Raw genomic sequence first — 16,782 nt, 5'->3', positions numbered from 1 at the left:
ACTTGTCATCCTGACGACCGCAGGGAGGAAGGATCTTTCAGCTTGAAGCGGCTGCCGCTGTCCCGTGAAAGATCCTTCGCTCCTGGCTCAGGATGACAGACGAGAGGCGCTTCCATGAGCGGGTGCGGGCGGCAGCCCGTCAGGAAGGGAAAGGGGCCTAGCCGTCGCAGGGATTGGCCGTCCCGGCGTGCAGCCGCCCCAGGCTGGCGGCCACCGCCTCGGCGAGGCGGGCCGAGGCTCGGGCCAATCCGGCCACGGCGGCCTCGGTCGAGGCGTCGGGCAGCGGCTCGGTGGCGCCGGTGCGGCAGATGGCGGGCTGGCCCTGGGGCAGGCGGCGCACGGTCCAACTGGCCTCGGCCACCGCCTGACGGCCGGGGGTGGCTTCCAGCCGTTCCAGCCGCAGGGCCAGGCGGTACTGCGGCAGTCCGCTGCCGGTGATGGCCAGCGGCGCCACATAGATGTCGGCGGCGCGCAGATGGCGCCACAGGGACTCGTCCACCAGCTGGCGCATTTCGTCGGCCAGGGGAGCCGCCCAGCGGTCGCCGGCGCGCACTTCCAGCTGGCCGCCGGGGCCGCTCAGGACCAGCTCCTCGCGGTTGATCCGCTCGGGAACAGCGATGGGCAGCACCTCGACCAGCAGGGCGGCGCTGCCCGACGCCAGCGGCGCGGTCGGGCCACTGGACAGGGCGTGATAGCGCAGCGGCGTCGAGGCGCCGCAGCCGGCCAGGGTGGCGGCCAGCAGCAGGGACGCGGCCAGACGGGGCAAGGGGGGGATCATTGCTGTTCCTTTCGGCCCTGCAGCAGGGATTCAGGCTGGCGGTCCAGGCTGTCGGTCAGCCGCTTCAGCGAGCGGGTGGCCTCGGTCAGGCCCTTGAGTGCCTGGCGGGTGTCCTGCTGCAGCGGCGCGTCGCCGGCCATGGCGGCGGTCAGGCTTTCCATGCTGGCGCGCATTTCCTTCAGGCTGTCGCGCAGTTCCGGCAGCACCTCCTTGTCGGTGCGGGCCGTCATGGCGTCCAGATGCTTCATGGTGGCATGCAGGTTCTGGCCGATGGCGTCGAGCGGCACCTTGTCCAGCTTGCGCAGGATCGCCTGGACCTGCTTGTAAAGCTCCTCGAAATCGCCGGGCACGGTGGGCAGTTCGGGCGGCTCGGCGGCCGGATTCAGCTTGACCGGCGGGGCGTTGGGGAAGAAGTCCAGCGCCACGTAGAGCTGGCCGGTGACCAGATTGCCGGTGCGCAACTGGGCGCGCAGCCCTCGCCGTACCAGCTCGACCAGACGCCGTTGCCGCTGTTCGTCGGTTAGCGGCTTGGGGTCGGCGCCGACCACGTCCAGGCGGTCGGGATAGACATCCACCGTCACCACCGGGGTGAAGTCGGCGGTTTCCCGGTCATAGGCCATGGTGATGGCGCGGACCTGACCCAACTCGGCGCCGCGGAAATCCACCGGGGCGCCGATGGTCAGGCCCCGGACCGTCTGGTGAAAGCGCAGCACCAGGGGATAAGCCTCGCCATCGGGGGCCTTGAGGGCGGAATCGTGATCGGCGGCCAGGGCGAAGCGGGTGGCCGGGGCGGCCTCGGGGGCTTCGATATTGCCGTCGGGCGATTCGAAGGCGACGCCGCCCAGCAGCATGGCGGCCAGCGACTGGGTGTTGAGCTTCAGCCCGCCCGCATCCAGCCGCAGATCGACGCCGCTGGCGTGCCAGAAGCGGGTGCCGTCGGTGACGAAGCGGTCATAGGGGGCCTTGACGAAGGCGCTGAGGAACAGGCTGTGGCCGTCGGGCTGCAGGGCGTAGCTCTCGATATGGCCCACGGGGATGCGGCGGAAGAAGACCGGCGAGCCGACATCGAGCGAGCCGATGTCGCGGGCCACCAGCACGAAGCGCCGACCCGGCATGTCCGAGGCGATCACCGGCGGCACTTCCAGCCCGGTGAACTCGGTGCTTTTCTTGTCGGAATGTCCACCGTCCACGCCGATATAGCTGCCCGACAGCAGGGTCTCGAGGCCCGATACGCCGCTGCCCGCCATGCGGGGGCGCACCACCCAGAAGCGGCTGTCCTCGACGGCGAAGCCCTCGGCCTCCTTTTTCAGCTCGATGCGCACCTGGACGCGCGTGCGGTCGGGGGCCAGATGCAGTTCGGTGACGTCGCCGATCTCCACATCCTTGAACTTCACCTTGGTCTTGCCGGCCTCGATGCCCTGGGCGCTGGCGAAATAGACGGTAATCGCCGGGCCGCGCTGGTTCAGCGCGTGGATCACCAGCGACAGGGCGAACAGCGCCGCCAGGGCGGGAATGATCCAGATGGCCGAGGGCAGCCAGCGGCGCGGAGGAAGGATCCTCGGCTCGGCCGGGCGCTGGGGGGAAGGCGAATCAGCCGAGGGCACGACGGGGGGAATCCCAGATCAGGCGGGGGTCGAAGGAATGGGTGGCCAGCATTGTTAACGCAACCACGAGGCCGAAGGCAATGGCTCCGGGTCCGGCCTCGATCACCGCCAGCCCCTTGAAGCGCACCAGCCCCACCATCAGCGCCACCACGAACACGTCCAGCATGGACCAGCGGCCGACGAACTCGATGACGTGGAACAGGGTGATGCACTGGCGGCGGTCCAGCGGCCAGCCGAACTGCACGGTCAGGGCCAGGATGGCCAGGATGCACATCTTCAGCACCGGCACCAGGATGCTGACGCTGAAGATCAGGGCCGCCAGCCCGGGCGAGCCGGAATGCCAGAAATACACCACGCCGCCGATGATGGTGTCGCGTGAGGTGACCAAAAGCGACGAGGTCTCCATGATCGGCAGCAGGTTGGCCGGAACATAGAGGATGATCGCCGTCAGCAGCAGAGCCCAGGTGCGCGACAGGCTGGCGGGCTTGCGTGGACGCACGCTGCCGCCGCAGCGGGGGCAGGCGATGGGGCCGTCCCGGTGCTCCATGATCTGGCCGCAATGGCCGCAGGCCATCAGGCCCGCCTCGGCGGCCGAGATGGGGGCGTCGTCACTCATGCTCGGGCTCGTTCCAAAGCTGGTGGGGATGGAACGACAGGATCGCCGCCATCAGCACGGTCAGCAGGGCAAAGGCCAAAAGCGCCTTGCCGGGCAGAATGGTGGCCATGCCCGACAGCTTCACCAGCGACACCACCACGCCCAGCATGAAGACCTCGACCATGCCCCAGGGGCGCATCTCCTGGACGAAGCGGAGCAGGGGTCCGAACCAGGCGGGACGGCCGGGGCGCGATGCCGTCAGCAGCAGCGCCAGCATGCAGCCGAGGTCGAGCAGCGGGAACACCTGGGTGGTGGCGCAGACCAGCATGGCCATGGGCTGGCGCCCCTCCGACCACAGGGCGGCGACGGCGCCGGACAAGGTGGTGCCGCCGCGCAGGCCCTGGATGCGCAGATCGACGATGGGAAAGGCGTTGGCGATGGCGAACACCATCACCGCCGCCACCACCAGCGCCAGGATATGGTCGGGAGCCAGCCGGTGGCGCCGGACCAGCACCGAGCCGCAGCGGACACACAGGGCCTTTTCGCCGCGCCGCAGCGCTGGCCGTCGGTGCAGGGCGTCGCAATGGGGGCAGGCGCAAAGATGGTTCATGACCGCTCGACCATATCGCGGCCGGACGTCACCGGCAACGCCTCCAATCGGGGGCTTTTGCCCCCGATCCCCCAATCGGGAAGCCCGGCTTCCCGAACCCTTCAGCATTTTAACCCATTGAAATAAAAAGCAGGAGGTTCGGAGGCTGTGCCTCCGAACGGGTCAGGGCGGGTGCCCTGCCGCGCAAGCGGGGTTTCTCCGCAACCTGCTACAGGCGGGCGGGCTCGATCAGGATGATCATGCCGGCTTCGTCCAGGGCCACCGCCGACAGGCCCTTCAGCCGGGAGCAGGCGGCGACCAGCGGCGGCAGCGGGTGAATGGAGGTGGCCGGCAACTGGCGCATGGCCACCTCGCCGGAGACCTGAACCGTCATTTCCGTGTCTCGGATGCGCAAATGCAGCAGGCAGGCGGGGGGCGCCTCGCGGGGCAGGCCCAGCAGATCCTCCACGGCGGCGGCCGCAGACGGCGCGTCCCCCAGGGGGCGCATGGCGACCACCTGGCGCGCCGGCAGGGCAAAGCGCACTCCCGCCGCCCGGAAGGTCACCACCGGCAGCGACGCCTCGGCCTTCATCCCAGATGAGCCCGGTAATCGGTGAAGATCCGTTCAAGGTCGAGCAGGGTCACCAGATGCCCGGCGAACTCGATGATGCCCAGAACGATGGGCTTGCGGTGCTCCGCGATGGTATGGGGCGGGGCCAGGACCCGGCTTTGCGGGATGTCCATCACCTCTTCGACGCCATCGACACGCACGCCGCTGCGCATGCCGCCGCCCTGGCACAGCAGGATGCGCGAGCTGTCATGGCTCGGCGCCGGGGCATAGCCCAGGACGGCGCGCAGATTCACCACCGAATCGATGTCGCCCCGGACGTTGATGACGCCTTCCAGCGACGGCGGGCAGCCGGGCAGGTAGAAGACCGGGCTGTCGGGCAGGACTTCGCGGACCTTCTCGCCGACGAAGGCGAACCAGTCGCCCTCCAGGGTGAAGACCACCAGCTTCAACTGGGGCTCGTCCACATTGACGATGGCGCGGGTTTCGCCCCGCCGGGCCTCGAGAATCTGGTCGAGGGAGAGATCGCCGTCGCCGCTCATGTGTTTTTGGGAGAAATCGCTGTCGCTCATGGAAGTGGCTCCAGCGACGCCAGCTCGATGCGGTTGCGCCCGGCCTGCTTGGCCTCGTAGAGGGCCTTGTCGGCGGCCTCGATCAGCCGGTCGCCGGCGATCTCGGGAAAGCGCGAGATACCGCCGCTGAAGGTGCAGGAGAAGAACTGGTCGCCGCTTTGGAACTTCAGGCGCGCGAAGTCCTCGCGCAGGCCGTTCATGACGGTCATTCCTTCCTTCAGGCTGACATTTTGCATGACGACGACGAATTCCTCGCCGCCATAGCGCCCGATCAGGTCGTTGGTGCGCAGCCGCTGTTGCAGCAATCGCGCCAGGGCCACCAGGACCTGATCCCCGGTGGGGTGGCCATAGGTGTCGTTGACCGACTTGAACAGGTCCACGTCGATCATCGCCACGCAGAGCTTGCCGTTCTCGCGCCGGGCCGCCGCCAGGGCGGTGTCGAGATACTGGACGATGAAGGTGTGGTTGAACAAACCGGTCAGTCCATCGCGGACCATCAGCGAGCGCAGGGTGCGCATCCGCTCGGCGCGGATGGCCACGGCGCTGATCAGGTCCTCGGGCTGGATGGGCTTGGTGAGGAAGGCCTCGGCGCCCACCCGCATGGCCGAAACCTGCGTCACCTTGTTGGTCTCGCTGGACAGGAAGACGATGGGCAGGCTGATGAAATCGGGAATCTGGCGGATCAGCCGGGACAGGTCGCGCCCCGTGCACTGGGGCATGTACATGTCCATCAGCACCAGATCGGGGCGGAACGCCGCCAGGGCGTCGAGAATGCCGGCCGGTTCGTGCAGCAGGCTGGTGATCATGCCCGCTTCTTCCAGGATCAGGCTGTGGTACTCGGCCACTTCCGGCTCGTCGTCCACCACCAGGATGCGGTAGGGCTCGGGTTCGCGCCGCGACGTCATGGTGTCCAGGGTGTCCACCAATTCGATGGCGCGCACCGGCTTGGCGAAATAGGCCTGGCCGCCGGCCATCACCGCCCGCAGACGGGCATCGAAATCGCGGCGGCCGGAAATGAAGATCACCGGCGGCGGGTTCGGCATCTCGCGCCGCAGGCTGGCCACGGTCTCGGTGCCCGTATGGCTGCCGCCGGGGAACATGATGTCCATGATGACCGCGTCGGGGGGATTGGACAGCACCGCCGCCCGCAGGGCATCGGGCGAGACGAAGTTGACCACGGCATAGCCGAAGCATTTCAGCTGGATGATCAGGGTCTCGGCGGCCAGTTCGTCGTCGTCGCACATATAGACGCGCTTGCGCGGCGCCCCATCGTCGCCGCTCTCCAGGCCAAGGTCGAAGGAGGGCGCCAGGGCGGACAGCCGGTTCTCGCTGTCCAGCGCCGCGGCCGCCAGTTCCACGACCTGGGCCAGAAGGGCGTTCATCTCGGCCACCGAGCCGGACACGGCCCGCGCCCGGGCGTCCTCGTCCAGGGCGCGGAACGCGAGAAGCACTTCCTCGCCGGCGCCGCCCTTGGCGCTGATTTCCTCGAGTCCGAACGAGGCGGCGGTTCCCTTGATGGAATGGAAGACGCGGTACAGGTCGTCCAGGGTGCCCGATTCCTTGGGGGTCAGGATCAGGCGTGCCCCGAGGTCGCGTCCCTGCCGGACGGTCTCGGGCACCTTGCCGAGAAAGGTCTGGCGCAGCTTCTGGATCTTTTCGCGGAGCGTCGGCTTGCGGGCGTCCATGCCGTCTAGCCCCGTTCCTGCTTGGCCATGGCGGCGGAGATGGCGTCCATCAGCGAGGTTTCCAGGGTGAAATCCTTGGTCAGGCAGCCGTCGAGCCGCGGCTCCTCGGCCAGAAGCGGGCCGGGCTCGTCGCCGGTCAGCAGGATGAAGGGAATGTCCTCGCCCTGGTCGCGCAGATTGCGAAACAAGTCGATGCCGCTGACCAGCGGCATGTTCATGTCCGACACCACCAGATCGAAAGGCCCCTGCTCCGACAGGGCCTCGGTGGCATCGATGCCGTTTTCCACCAGGACCACGTCATGCCCGGCATCCTCCAGGACCGCGCCGGTCATCTCGCCCGCCATGGCATCGTCGTCAACCACCAGTATCCGCATGCTTTGCCCGCCCTTTATCCGGCAATTTCACCCTAACAGACTGCGCAAGGTATCGACCAGACTGCTCTGGTCGAAGTCGCCCTTGACGATATAGGCGTCGGCTCCGACCTGGATGCCGCGCCGCTTGTCTTCTTCCCTTTCCCGCGAGGTGACGATGATGATCGGCCGGTCGCGGTAACGCTCGTCCTGGCGCAGCGCGGCGGTCAGCGTGAAGCCGTCCATGTTGGGCATCTCCACATCGGTCAGGATCGCGTCGAAATCGCCGGCCCTGGCCTTCGCCAGCCCGTCGACGCCGTCCTCGGCCAGGGTGACCACATAGCCGTGGGCTTCCAGCACGTCCTTCTCGATCTCGCGGGTATTGAGGGAATCGTCGACCACCAGGATTCGCACGGCGTCGCCGGCGCCGGACTGGGGCGCCTCGGTCATGCCGCCGCGCGCTCGGCGCGCCATGTCGAGCAGAACCGGGGCGTGGAGGACGCTGACCAGGGTATTGCGGCCGGTCATGACCATGCCGGCCACCAGCGGCAGGTGGCGCAGATGCTCGGGCAGCGGCTTGATCACCATGTCGCGCTCGTCGATCAGCTCGTCGACCAGCAGCGCCAGTTTCTCGTTGCGCACCCGCACCACCACCAGCCGGAGCACCGGCCTGGCCGGACGGGCGCCGGGCAATCCCAGCAAGGTCGCCAGCGAGACCACGGGAATGAATTCGTTGTCGATGACCACCGCGTCCCGTTCGGCCACCGTCAGCAGCCTTTCGGGCGGAAGCTCCAGAAGCTGGGCCACGTATTGGGCGGTGAAGCCGAAGCTTTCGCCCCCGGCCGAGACCACCAGGACCCGCATTACCGCCAGGGACAGGGGCAGGCGCAGCGCGAAGGTGGTTCCCTTGCCCGGCACGGTCTCGACACCGATCACACCCTGAAGGTCGTCGACGATGGTCCGCTTGACCACGTCCATTCCCACGCCGCGTCCCGAGACCTCGGTGATGATGGAGCTGGTGCTGAACCCGGGCGAGAAGATCAGGTCGATGGCCTCGGAATCGGGCATGGCGGCCGCCTGCTCGGCACTCAGCAATCCCTTGCGGACCGCCTTGTCGCGGATGGCCGCCAGCGGCAGGCCGCCGCCGTCGTCGGCCACCTCGATCAGCACCCAGCCCCCATCCTGGCGGGCGCTCAGACGGATGGTGCCGAAGGGCGGCTTGCCGGCGGCCTGGCGGGTGGCGGCATCCTCGATGCCGTGATCGACGGAGTTCCTCAGCAGATGGACGATGGGATCGTTGAGGCGGTCGATCAACTGGCGGTCCAGTTCGATCTCGGTGCCGCCCACCACGCATTCCACGTCCTTGCCCAGGGAGCGTCCGAGATCGCGGATCAGCCGCGCCGCCGGCTCCAGGACGATGGCCAGGGGCAGCATGCGCATGACCAGGGCCTTGGCATGCAGCTCGTCCATCAGCAATTCCTGGGAGAACACGTCCTCGCGCAGGTCGCGGGCAAAGCCGGTCAGCGCCGCCGCCTCGCCCCGGTCCTGGGTCTCGCGCTCGATCTGGCGGATGTCGGTCAGTCTTTGCCGCAGGCGGGCGTGGCTGGACACCACCTCGCCCATCAGGCGGATCAGCTCGTCCAGCTTGGTCAGCTGCACCCGCACCGTGTCGGCCGATTTCAGGCGCACCTCGGCCTGGGGCGGCGGCTCGGCGGCGGGCGGGGCGGAGGCGGGGGCCGGAGCCGGGGGAGGCTCGGTCGCTGGCTGCGGCCCCCTCAAGGCGGCGGCCAGGGCGGCGCACAGGGCCGGGTCGGGCTCGGCCGGCGGATTGCCGTCGGCCACGGCGTCCACCTGGGCGGACAGGGCGTCGACGCCCCGCTGCAGCAGGCGCCGCAACTCGGGACTCCAACTCAGGCTGCCGTCGCGCAGGGCGCCCAGCACGTCCTCGACCTTGTGGGCCGTTTCGGTGATCGGGATCAGCTTGAGCATCCGCGACGAGCCCTTGACCGTGTGGGCGGAGCGGAAGACGGCGTTGATGGTCTCGGAATCGGCGGGGGTGCTGTCGAGGGTCGCCAGCCCATCCTCCACCTTGCGGAGATGGTCGCGGGCCTCGTCGACGAAGCGGGCGGTGAAGCGCTTGATGTCGAGGGCCATGGGCTACCTCTGCGCCGATCGGGCGGTGCCGGCCTGGCGCTCGCACAGGAACAGGACCTCGGCCACGGGCAGCCCCAGCGGCAGGGCCAGCCCGCCATCGGGCTCGGGCTGCCCCGACAATTGCTGCAAGGCCACGCGATAGCTGCGCCGGGACAGGTCGGGGCTGTCGGCCGAACGGTACAGCTCGGCCAGGTAATAATGGGCGGGCCAGCATTCGGGGCGGAGATAGACCGCCTTCTTGAACCAGCCGATGGCGTCCTGCGCCGCGTCGCGCCATTTGGCGGCCAGCCCCAGCAGGACCAGCCCGTCCACCGACCACTCGTCGGCGGCCAGCGCCCTGGCGCCCAACTCGGCGGCGGCGGCGAAGTCGCGGCTCATCAGGCGGGCATAGCCCTCCAGCGCCAGCAGGGTGGCGTCGGCCGGAAGCTGACGGTTGCGGGCGCCCAGCAGCAGGTCGATGCGGTCGAAGCGCTTGTCGCGGATCAGGGCGCGGGCCTCCTCCACGGTGATTCCGGGGGATGGCGCCGGCGGCGGGGCCGGTGGTGGCGTCGGAGGAACCAGATGCAGCCGGGCGGGAGCCGGGGCGGGGCGGGGCGGCACGGGCGCCGGATGGGGAGCGGGGAGGATGGGGACGGGCGGGCCGGCCCTGTCGCCTTGGACGAAATAGAAGGCGCCCTCATCCTCCACCAGCCGGAACACGCCCAGGTCATTGGCCAGGGTCTCGGCCGAGCCGATCACCAGATGCCCCCTGGGGGTCATGACGCGGCGGAAGGCCTGCTGAATGGTTCTGCGGGTCAAAACGTCGAAATAGATGGAGACGTTGCGGAAGAACACCACGTCCAAGGCGCCGAGGGCGGGCGGAAAGGTCTCGGCCAGGAGGTTGAGGTGATGGAAGCTCACCATGGCCTTGACCCGCTCATCCACCACCATGGCGTCCCGCCCGGCGGGCTGGAAGTAGCGTCGGCGCAGTTCCGGCGCCAGGCTGCGGAAGGAAAAGGCGGTGTAGCGTCCCGCCCGGGCCCGCGCCAGGGCGTGATGGTCGATGTCGCCGCCCAGAATTCGCACCATGCGCGCCGCCGCCTCACCGAACTTTTCCAACAGGGCGATGGCGATGGAATAGGGTTCTTCCCCCGACGAGCAGCCGGCCGACAGGATGGTGATGGGCAGGCCGGCCGATTCGTCGGCCAGCAGGCGCGGCATCAGACGGTCGACCAGCAACATCAGTTGCTCGGGCTCGCGGTAGAAATAGGTCTCGTTGATGGTCAGCAGGGTGACGAATTCCTGGAATTCGTCCTCGGCGGCCACCAATCTGGCGAGATATCCGGCCAGACCGGCGACGCCCGCTTCCGCCATGCGCTTGCGGATGGCGATGACCAGGGGCTCCTCGCCGACGCCTTCGAGCAGCAGGCCGCAGCGGGTCCGGATCAGGTCCTTGAAGGGGGCCAGTTCGGCGGCGTTCATGGGGCCGCTCCCACCGACGCCCCGGTGATTTCCAGCAGAGATGCGGCCAGCTCCGCCAGCGGCAGCACGCGCTGGACCCAGCCGCGCTCGATGGCGATGGCGTTCATGCCGAAAATCACCGAACTGCCTTCGTCCTGCCCCAGGGTGGTGCCGCCGGCCTTGGAAATGGCCTCCATGCCCGCCACCCCGTCGCTGCCCATTCCGGTGAGGATCACCCCCACCGCCCGGCGCCCGGCGACCTGGGCGACGCTGGTCAGGAGCGCGTCGCAACTGGGGCGGTAGACCTGCCGTTCCGGCCGGAGCGCCAGTGCGATGTGGCGGGACTCCGTGACGCTCATGTTCCATTCGGACGGTGACAGATAGACGGTGCCGGCCGTCAGCCGCTCGCCCTCGGCGGCCAGCCGCACCGGCATGGCCGAGATGGAGTTCAGCCAGTCGGCCATGCCCGAGGCGAAGCCGTCGGAGATGTGCTGGGCCACCACCATGGGGCAGGACAGCGGCCGGCCGATGGCGGCCAGCAGGGCGGCCAGGGCCTGGGGGCCGCCCGTGGACGCGGCAATGGCGATGATGCCGCCGTCGCCGGCCGGCGGCGCGGCCGGGGGCGGCGGGGCCTGGGGGACCGGTGTCGGGCCGGCGGCCGGGGCCGATCTGGTGCGGGGCACGGTGATCACCGGAATCTTCGCCACCAGACGGGCCTTGTCGACGAAGTCCTCCACCTCCCTGGCCGAGGTTACGTTCGGCTTCGCCACCACGTCGACGGCGCCGCGCGACATGGCGCCGAAGGCCTTCTGGGCGTCGGCCACGCCGCTGACCACCAGGATGGGCACGGCCTTGGAGCACATGATCTCCTCGATGGCCTCGAGACCACCCATTTCGGGCATCTCGAGATCCATGGTGACCAGTCCGGGCCGCAGATGGCGCACCATCTCGATGGCCTCCCGGCCGTTGACGGCCTCGGCGACCACGTCGAAATCGTCCTCGTCCTCGAAGATCGACCGCAGCATGGCCCGGGCCATGCCGCTGTCATCGACGATCAGGACAGAGATCTTGCCGCGTGCTGGCATCAGGCGCCGGCTGTTTCAAGCGAGAAGCTGCCGACCTTCTGGCCCAGGTCGCCGGACAGCCGGGTCATCTCGTGACTGACCTCCCGGATGCGCGCCAGGGATTGGGCGGTGTGGCTGCTGGCGGTGACGATCTCGCGCAGGGCGACCACCACCTGACTGCTGGCGGTCTTCTGTTGCTGGGTGGACAGCGAGATCTGTTGCGCCGCGCTGGTGGTCTGGCGCGCCGCATCCACCATGCCGCCCAGCAGGCCGGCGGTGTTGCTGGTGGCGGCCATGCCGTCGGAAATGCTGGCGCCGCCCTTTTCCGAGGTGATGATCAGGCGGCTGATGGAATCCTGGATCTGGTTGACCTTGGTCTCGATTTCGCCGGTGGAATCGGTGACGCTGTCGGCCAGACGGCGGATTTCCGCCGCGACCACCCCGAAGCGGCGCCCGGCCTCGCCCGCGCTGGCGGCCTCCAGGGCAGCGTTGAAGGCGATCAGCTTGGTCTGGTCGGCGATGGTGTTGATGATGGACATCACCTTGCTGATTTCCTTGGAGCGGGTGCCCAGTTCCAGGATCTCGCCCAGGCTGTTGCCGTTGTCGTGCTGGATGTCGGCCATCTTGGACATGACCAGATCCATGGCTTCGGCGCCGCGCTTGCTTTGCTCCCAGGTCTGGTTGGCGATCTCGACCACGGATTTGGAGTGTTCGGAAATCTGGGTCGACGAGGCCGACAGTTCCTCCATGGTGGAGGTGATCTCGGCCACCGAGGCCGACATTTCGCTGGAGGTGGCGGCCTGGCCCTCCACCGCCCCGTCGATCTCGTGGATGGAATCGATGGCGGCCAGGGCGTGGGAGCGGACCTGGCCCACCAGATTGTGCAGGCGGCACCGCATGCTTTCCACCGCCAGGGCCAACTGCCCGATCTCGTCGGCGCCGCCGCCGACCACCGGCCGGGCCAGATCGCCATTGGCCACCCGCTCGACGCTTTCCGACAGGCGGCCGATGCGCGTGGTCAGATGACGGGCGGCGGACAGGGACAGGGCCAACCCGAGGGCCAGGGCCAGGGCGGCCACCAGCAGGGCGGTGTTGCGGGCATCGGCCAGGGCGGCGACATAGCGGCCGCGGTCCATGGACAGTTCGATGACGCCGATGCGGGTGCCGGAAAAATCGGCGATGTCGGCGGCATAGACGGCGCGGGGGCCGTCCTGGACCTGGACATGCATGATCTGGGCGGTTCCGGCGAAGGCATTGGCCAGGGATGCGGCGTCGAACAGCGGGGTCTTGCCCATGGTGGAGGCGAAGGTGGAGGCCTTGCCGTTGTCCATCAGATAAAGGGCGATGTCGACGTTGCGCTCGGCCTTGAAGGCATCGAAGAAGCCCTGGCCGAAGGTCAGGCCGAATTCCACGGTTCCCACGTGATGGCCGCCCTTGGCGACCGGCACCACGCCACGGATGCCGAGGCCGGCGACGCCGCCCTCCAGGCCGCGGGCCGGCTTGCGGGTCTCGTTGGCCTGGACGACGGTGCGGCGGAACGACGACAGGTCGTCGCCGAACTTCTCCGGCTTGTGCAGCCGCAGAAACGAGGTGGCGGGCGGCGTGTGGAACTGGAACTGCTCGACGCCGAAGCCCTGGGCCATGGCGGTCCAGCCGGGTTGCAGCATGGCGGTCAGGGCGGCGCGGTCGCCGGCGGCGAACCTGTCCTGGGTCGCCGGAAGGGCGGCGGTGAGGCTGGCCAGGGATTCGGCCATCCGGCTTTGCAGCAGGATACGGTCGGCGACGGCCTTGAAATGACCCTCCAGTTCCGCCCGCTCGGCCTGTCCGATGACGTCTTCCATGGCGCGCAGGTTGGAGATGGTCAGCATGGTCGCCACCACGACGATGGCGGCCCCCATGGCCAGCATAAGCTTCACACCGAGCCGCAAATTCTCGAACATGCCTGATCCACCCCGACCCTTGAATTTAATTAGATGATTGCAATCTGTATCCCGATTGGCAAGCATTTCACCAGCCTTTCGGTTAGTGAAAATGTGTCAAGATGAAGCGAAGGCTGGTGATCTGGGGCGCTGTCGCAAGTTAAGTGACGGGGGCTTTGTTAAGGGGTGGGAACGGTGGGGCGTCCGGCCGTTCTGGATGACTCTGAGCCGTCGCCCATGGTTCTGATCGGAGTGGAGGCTTCGTCCCAATTCCCGTGATGGTCAGCGGAAATCGCGGGAGGGATAGTGGCTTCCCCGGGCCAGGGCGCCGAGATGGGCCGAGAGGTCCTCGATCTTCTCCGCCACCACGTGGATCACCCCGTCCTCGGACTGGACGCGGCCATCGACCCGCAGCAGATGGCCGCCCAGGATCGGGCGGCGGAATGTCTCGAACATGTCGGGCCAGACCACAATGTTGGCGATGCCGGTCTCGTCCTCCAGGGTGATGAACAGCACGCCGTTGGCGCTGCCGGGACGCTGGCGCACCAGCACTAGGCCGGACACCGCCACGCGCCCGCCCTTGCGGTCCTTGAGGGAGGCGTTGGTCATGATGCCCAGGACACGGAAGGGATCGCGCAGCACCGCCAGGGGATGGCATTTCAGCGACAGCTTCAGGGCGGCATAGTCGCCTACCACCTCCTCTCCCACCGAGGCGGGGGGCAGGGCGACCTTGGCCTCGGGCGGCGGCGGAGCCTCCTCGAACAGCGGCAGGGGCGGGGCGTCCAGCGCCTTGATCGCCCAGGCGGCCTCGCGGCGGCCGAGACCCATGGAGCCGAAGGCGTCGGCGGCGGCCAGCCGGTCCAGGGCGGCCCGCTCCAGGCCCGAGGTCCGCCACAGGCCGTAGGCCGAGGCATAGCCCGCTCCCCGCGCCGCCGCCAGCCGCTCGCCGTCGCGCCGGGCCAATCCGCTGACCTGGCGCAGGCCTAGGCGCAGGGCTTTGCCCTCCAGGGTGCAGTCCCAGTCACTGTGATTGACGTCCACCGGCCGGATTTCCACGCCGTGGTCGGCGGCGTCTCGCACGATCTGGGCGGGGGCGTAAAAGCCCATGGGCTGGCTGTTGAGCAGGGCACAGGCGAAGGCCGCCGGGTAATGGCATTTCAGCCAGGCCGAGACATAGACCAGATGGGCGAAGGCGGCGGCGTGGCTTTCGGGGAAGCCGTATTCGCCGAAGCCTTCGATCTGCTTGAACACCCGCTCGGCGAAGTCGCGTTCGTAACCTCGCGCCACCATGCCGCCGATCAGCTTGTCGCCATAGGCCCCCACCTGGCCGGTGTGGCGGAAGGTGGCCATGGCCCGGCGCAACCCGTCGGCCTCGGATGCGGTGAAGCCCGCCGCCACCATGGCGATCTTCATGGCCTGCTCCTGGAACAGCGGCACGCCCAGGGTCTTGCCCAGCACCTGACGCAGTTCCTCGGAGGGGTAGTCCACCGTCTCCTTGCCCTGGCGGCGGCGCAGATAGGGGTGGACCATGCCGCCCTGGATGGGGCCGGGCCGCACGATGGCCACCTCGACCACCAGATCGTAGAAGCGCCGGGGCCTGAGGCGGGGCAGCATGCTCATCTGGGCGCGGCTTTCCACCTGGAAGACGCCCACCGCGTCGGCCTTGCACAGCATGTCGTAGGTGGAGGCATCCTCGCGCGGCAGGGTGGCGAGGCACAGATCGCGGCCGTGATGGAGGCGCAGCAGGTCGAAGGCCTTGCGGATGCAGCTCAGCATGCCCAGCGCCAGAACATCCACCTTCATCAGTCCCAGGGCGTCGAGGTCGTCCTTGTCCCACTGGATGACGGTGCGGTCCTCCATGCCGGCGTTCTCGATGGGCACCAATTCGTCCAGGCGCCCCTTGGAGATGACGAAGCCGCCCACATGCTGGGACAGGTGGCGGGGAAAGCCGGTCAGCTCCTCGGCCAGGCTCAGGGTGCGGGCCAGCCCCGGCTCGGTGGGATCAAGGCCCAGCTCGCGCACATGCTCGTCCTTGATGCCGCGCCGCCCCCAGCCGGAATTGGCTTTGGCCAGCGCCTCCACCGTGTCTTCGGACAGCCCCATCACCTTGCCCACGTCGCGGATGGCCGAGCGGGTGCGGTAATGGATCACCGTGGCGGTCAGCCCGGCCCGGTGGCGGCCATAGGTGTCGTAGATGTGCTGGATCACCTCCTCGCGCCGCTCGTGCTCGAAATCCACGTCGATATCGGGCGGCTCGCCCCGCTCGGCGCTGATGAAGCGCTCGAACAGCAGATCCATCTGGGCGGGGTCGACGGGCGTGACGCGAAGGCAGTAGCACACCGCCGAATTGGCCGCCGAGCCGCGCCCCTGGCACAGAATCCCCCGGCTTTCGGCAAAGGCGACGATGGCATGCACCGTCAGGAAATAGGGCGCGAAGCCCAATTGGCGGATCAGGGCCAGTTCGTGGGCCAGTTGCGCCTGGACCTTGGGCGGGACACCCCGGGGATAGCGCCGGGCGGCGCCCTGGCGGGTGAGGATCTCCAGGCGTTCCTGCGGGTCCATGCCGGCCGCCACCTCGTTGGGATACTCGTAAGCCAGCTCGTCCAGGGAGAAACGGCAGCGCCGCACGACCTCCAGCCCGTTGGCCAGGGCCTCGGGACAGGCCGCGAACAGCCGGGCCATCTCGGCCGGGCTTTTCAGGTGGCGCTCGCCATGGGCGGACAGCGCCCAGCCCGCCGCCGCCAGGGTGGTGCCTTGCCGGATGCAGGTCAGCACGTCGGCCAGGGGACGGCGGGCGGGCGTGTGATAGAGAACGTCGTTGGTGGCCACCAGGGGAATGCCGAACCCGGCCAGAACCCTCAGCCGTTCGCCGTCGTCGCCTCTGAAGCGGCGGGTGGCGGCTAGGTAGAGCCGATCACCCACCACCGTTCGCCACTCCGCCAGCTGGGCGGCGAAGCCCTCCTCCAGGGGGTCGGGTGCAATCAGCACCAGGATCTGCCCCTCGGCATGCTCTGCCACATCGGCGCGGGCAAGATGGCATTCGCCCTTGGGAGCGCGCCGCCGCCCCAGGGTCAGCAAACGGGAAAGGCGGCCATAGGCGGCCCGGTCCGTGGGAAAGCACAGCAGGCTGGCCCCGTCGGTGAGATCCAGGCGCGCCCCCACCACCAGCCGGATGCCCGCCGCCTTGGCCGCCACATGGGCGCGCACGATGCCCGAAAGGGTGTTGCGGTCGCAGATGGCGATCGCTTCCAGCCCCAGGGCGCTGGCGGTGATGGCCAGTTCGTCGGCGTGGGAGGCCCCTTCCAGGAAGGTGTAGTTGCTTAAGGTCTGAAGCTCGGCGTAGGGAGTCATGTCTGCCCCTCAGTCGCCGGGCGGGCCGTCTGCGCCGGCCCTTGGCTTCCGCGCCATAAGGCGCGGCGGCCCTTGGCCTTGCCTCCGCGCCTTGCGCGTCGGTTGATTTGCCC

At 68.6% G+C, this 16,782-nt stretch carries 13 protein-coding genes; all 13 read right to left on the bottom strand.

The genetic code is table 11. The features are described 5' to 3' along the window. Positions 1-157: 157 nt before the first annotated feature. The gene (locus tag AMB_RS15170) at positions 158-778 is read right to left on the bottom strand and encodes a PqiC family protein (protein ID WP_011385388.1); all 621 of its coding nucleotides are present in this window, start codon (positions 776-778) and stop codon (positions 158-160) included. After that, a complete protein-coding gene (locus AMB_RS15165) occupies positions 775-2,382 on the bottom strand; it encodes an intermembrane transport protein PqiB (protein WP_011385387.1) in 1,608 nt (535 codons plus the stop codon). Before AMB_RS15165 ends, AMB_RS15170 begins: the two co-directional genes overlap by 4 nt. After that, a complete protein-coding gene (locus tag AMB_RS15160) occupies positions 2,369-2,980 on the bottom strand; it encodes a paraquat-inducible protein A (protein WP_407636043.1) in 612 nt (203 codons plus the stop codon). The genes AMB_RS15165 and AMB_RS15160 overlap by 14 nt, the downstream gene beginning before the upstream one ends. A gap of 10 nt (positions 2,981-2,990) precedes the next feature. Next, on the bottom strand, positions 2,991-3,587 hold the full coding sequence (locus tag AMB_RS15155; protein WP_011385385.1) for a paraquat-inducible protein A: 597 nt from the start codon (positions 3,585-3,587) through the stop codon (positions 2,991-2,993). 208 nt (positions 3,588-3,795) lie between these two features. Beyond that, entirely contained in the window at positions 3,796-4,158 is a 363-nt protein-coding gene (locus tag AMB_RS15150) for a hypothetical protein (RefSeq protein ID WP_011385384.1), read from the bottom strand. Then, on the bottom strand, positions 4,155-4,706 hold the full coding sequence (locus AMB_RS15145) for a chemotaxis protein CheW (protein WP_011385383.1): 552 nt from the start codon (positions 4,704-4,706) through the stop codon (positions 4,155-4,157). Before AMB_RS15145 ends, AMB_RS15150 begins: the two co-directional genes overlap by 4 nt. Then, positions 4,703-6,391, bottom strand: coding sequence for a response regulator (locus AMB_RS15140; RefSeq protein WP_011385382.1), 1,689 nt, complete (start codon positions 6,389-6,391; stop codon positions 4,703-4,705). Before AMB_RS15140 ends, AMB_RS15145 begins: the two co-directional genes overlap by 4 nt. A gap of 5 nt (positions 6,392-6,396) precedes the next feature. Beyond that, entirely contained in the window at positions 6,397-6,765 is a 369-nt protein-coding gene (locus AMB_RS15135) for a response regulator (RefSeq protein WP_011385381.1), read from the bottom strand. A gap of 27 nt (positions 6,766-6,792) precedes the next feature. Next, positions 6,793-8,895: a hybrid sensor histidine kinase/response regulator gene (locus AMB_RS15130; RefSeq protein ID WP_011385380.1), complete on the bottom strand. Its 2,103-nt coding sequence runs from the start codon at positions 8,893-8,895 to the stop codon at positions 6,793-6,795. Between the two features lie 3 nt (positions 8,896-8,898). Further along, on the bottom strand, positions 8,899-10,356 hold the full coding sequence (locus AMB_RS26035) for a CheR family methyltransferase (protein ID WP_011385379.1): 1,458 nt from the start codon (positions 10,354-10,356) through the stop codon (positions 8,899-8,901). Then, positions 10,353-11,420, bottom strand: coding sequence for a chemotaxis-specific protein-glutamate methyltransferase CheB (gene cheB, locus AMB_RS15120; protein ID WP_011385378.1), 1,068 nt, complete (start codon positions 11,418-11,420; stop codon positions 10,353-10,355). Before cheB ends, AMB_RS26035 begins: the two co-directional genes overlap by 4 nt. Beyond that, positions 11,420-13,339 carry a methyl-accepting chemotaxis protein gene (locus AMB_RS15115; RefSeq protein ID WP_043744710.1) on the bottom strand — a complete coding sequence of 640 codons (1,920 nt, stop codon included), beginning with the start codon at positions 13,337-13,339 and terminating at the stop codon, positions 11,420-11,422. The genes cheB and AMB_RS15115 overlap by 1 nt, the downstream gene beginning before the upstream one ends. Positions 13,340-13,600: 261 nt before the next feature. Further along, the gene (locus AMB_RS15110) at positions 13,601-16,669 is read right to left on the bottom strand and encodes an error-prone DNA polymerase (RefSeq protein WP_011385376.1); all 3,069 of its coding nucleotides are present in this window, start codon (positions 16,667-16,669) and stop codon (positions 13,601-13,603) included. Between the last annotated feature and the right edge of the window lie 113 nt (positions 16,670-16,782).

It is taken from the genome of Paramagnetospirillum magneticum AMB-1 (assembly GCF_000009985.1).
GTDB lineage: Bacteria > Pseudomonadota > Alphaproteobacteria > Rhodospirillales > Magnetospirillaceae > Phaeospirillum > Phaeospirillum magneticum.
The sequence above is the reverse complement of the archived record's forward strand: the minus strand, read 5'-3'. Positions and strand labels throughout refer to the sequence as shown.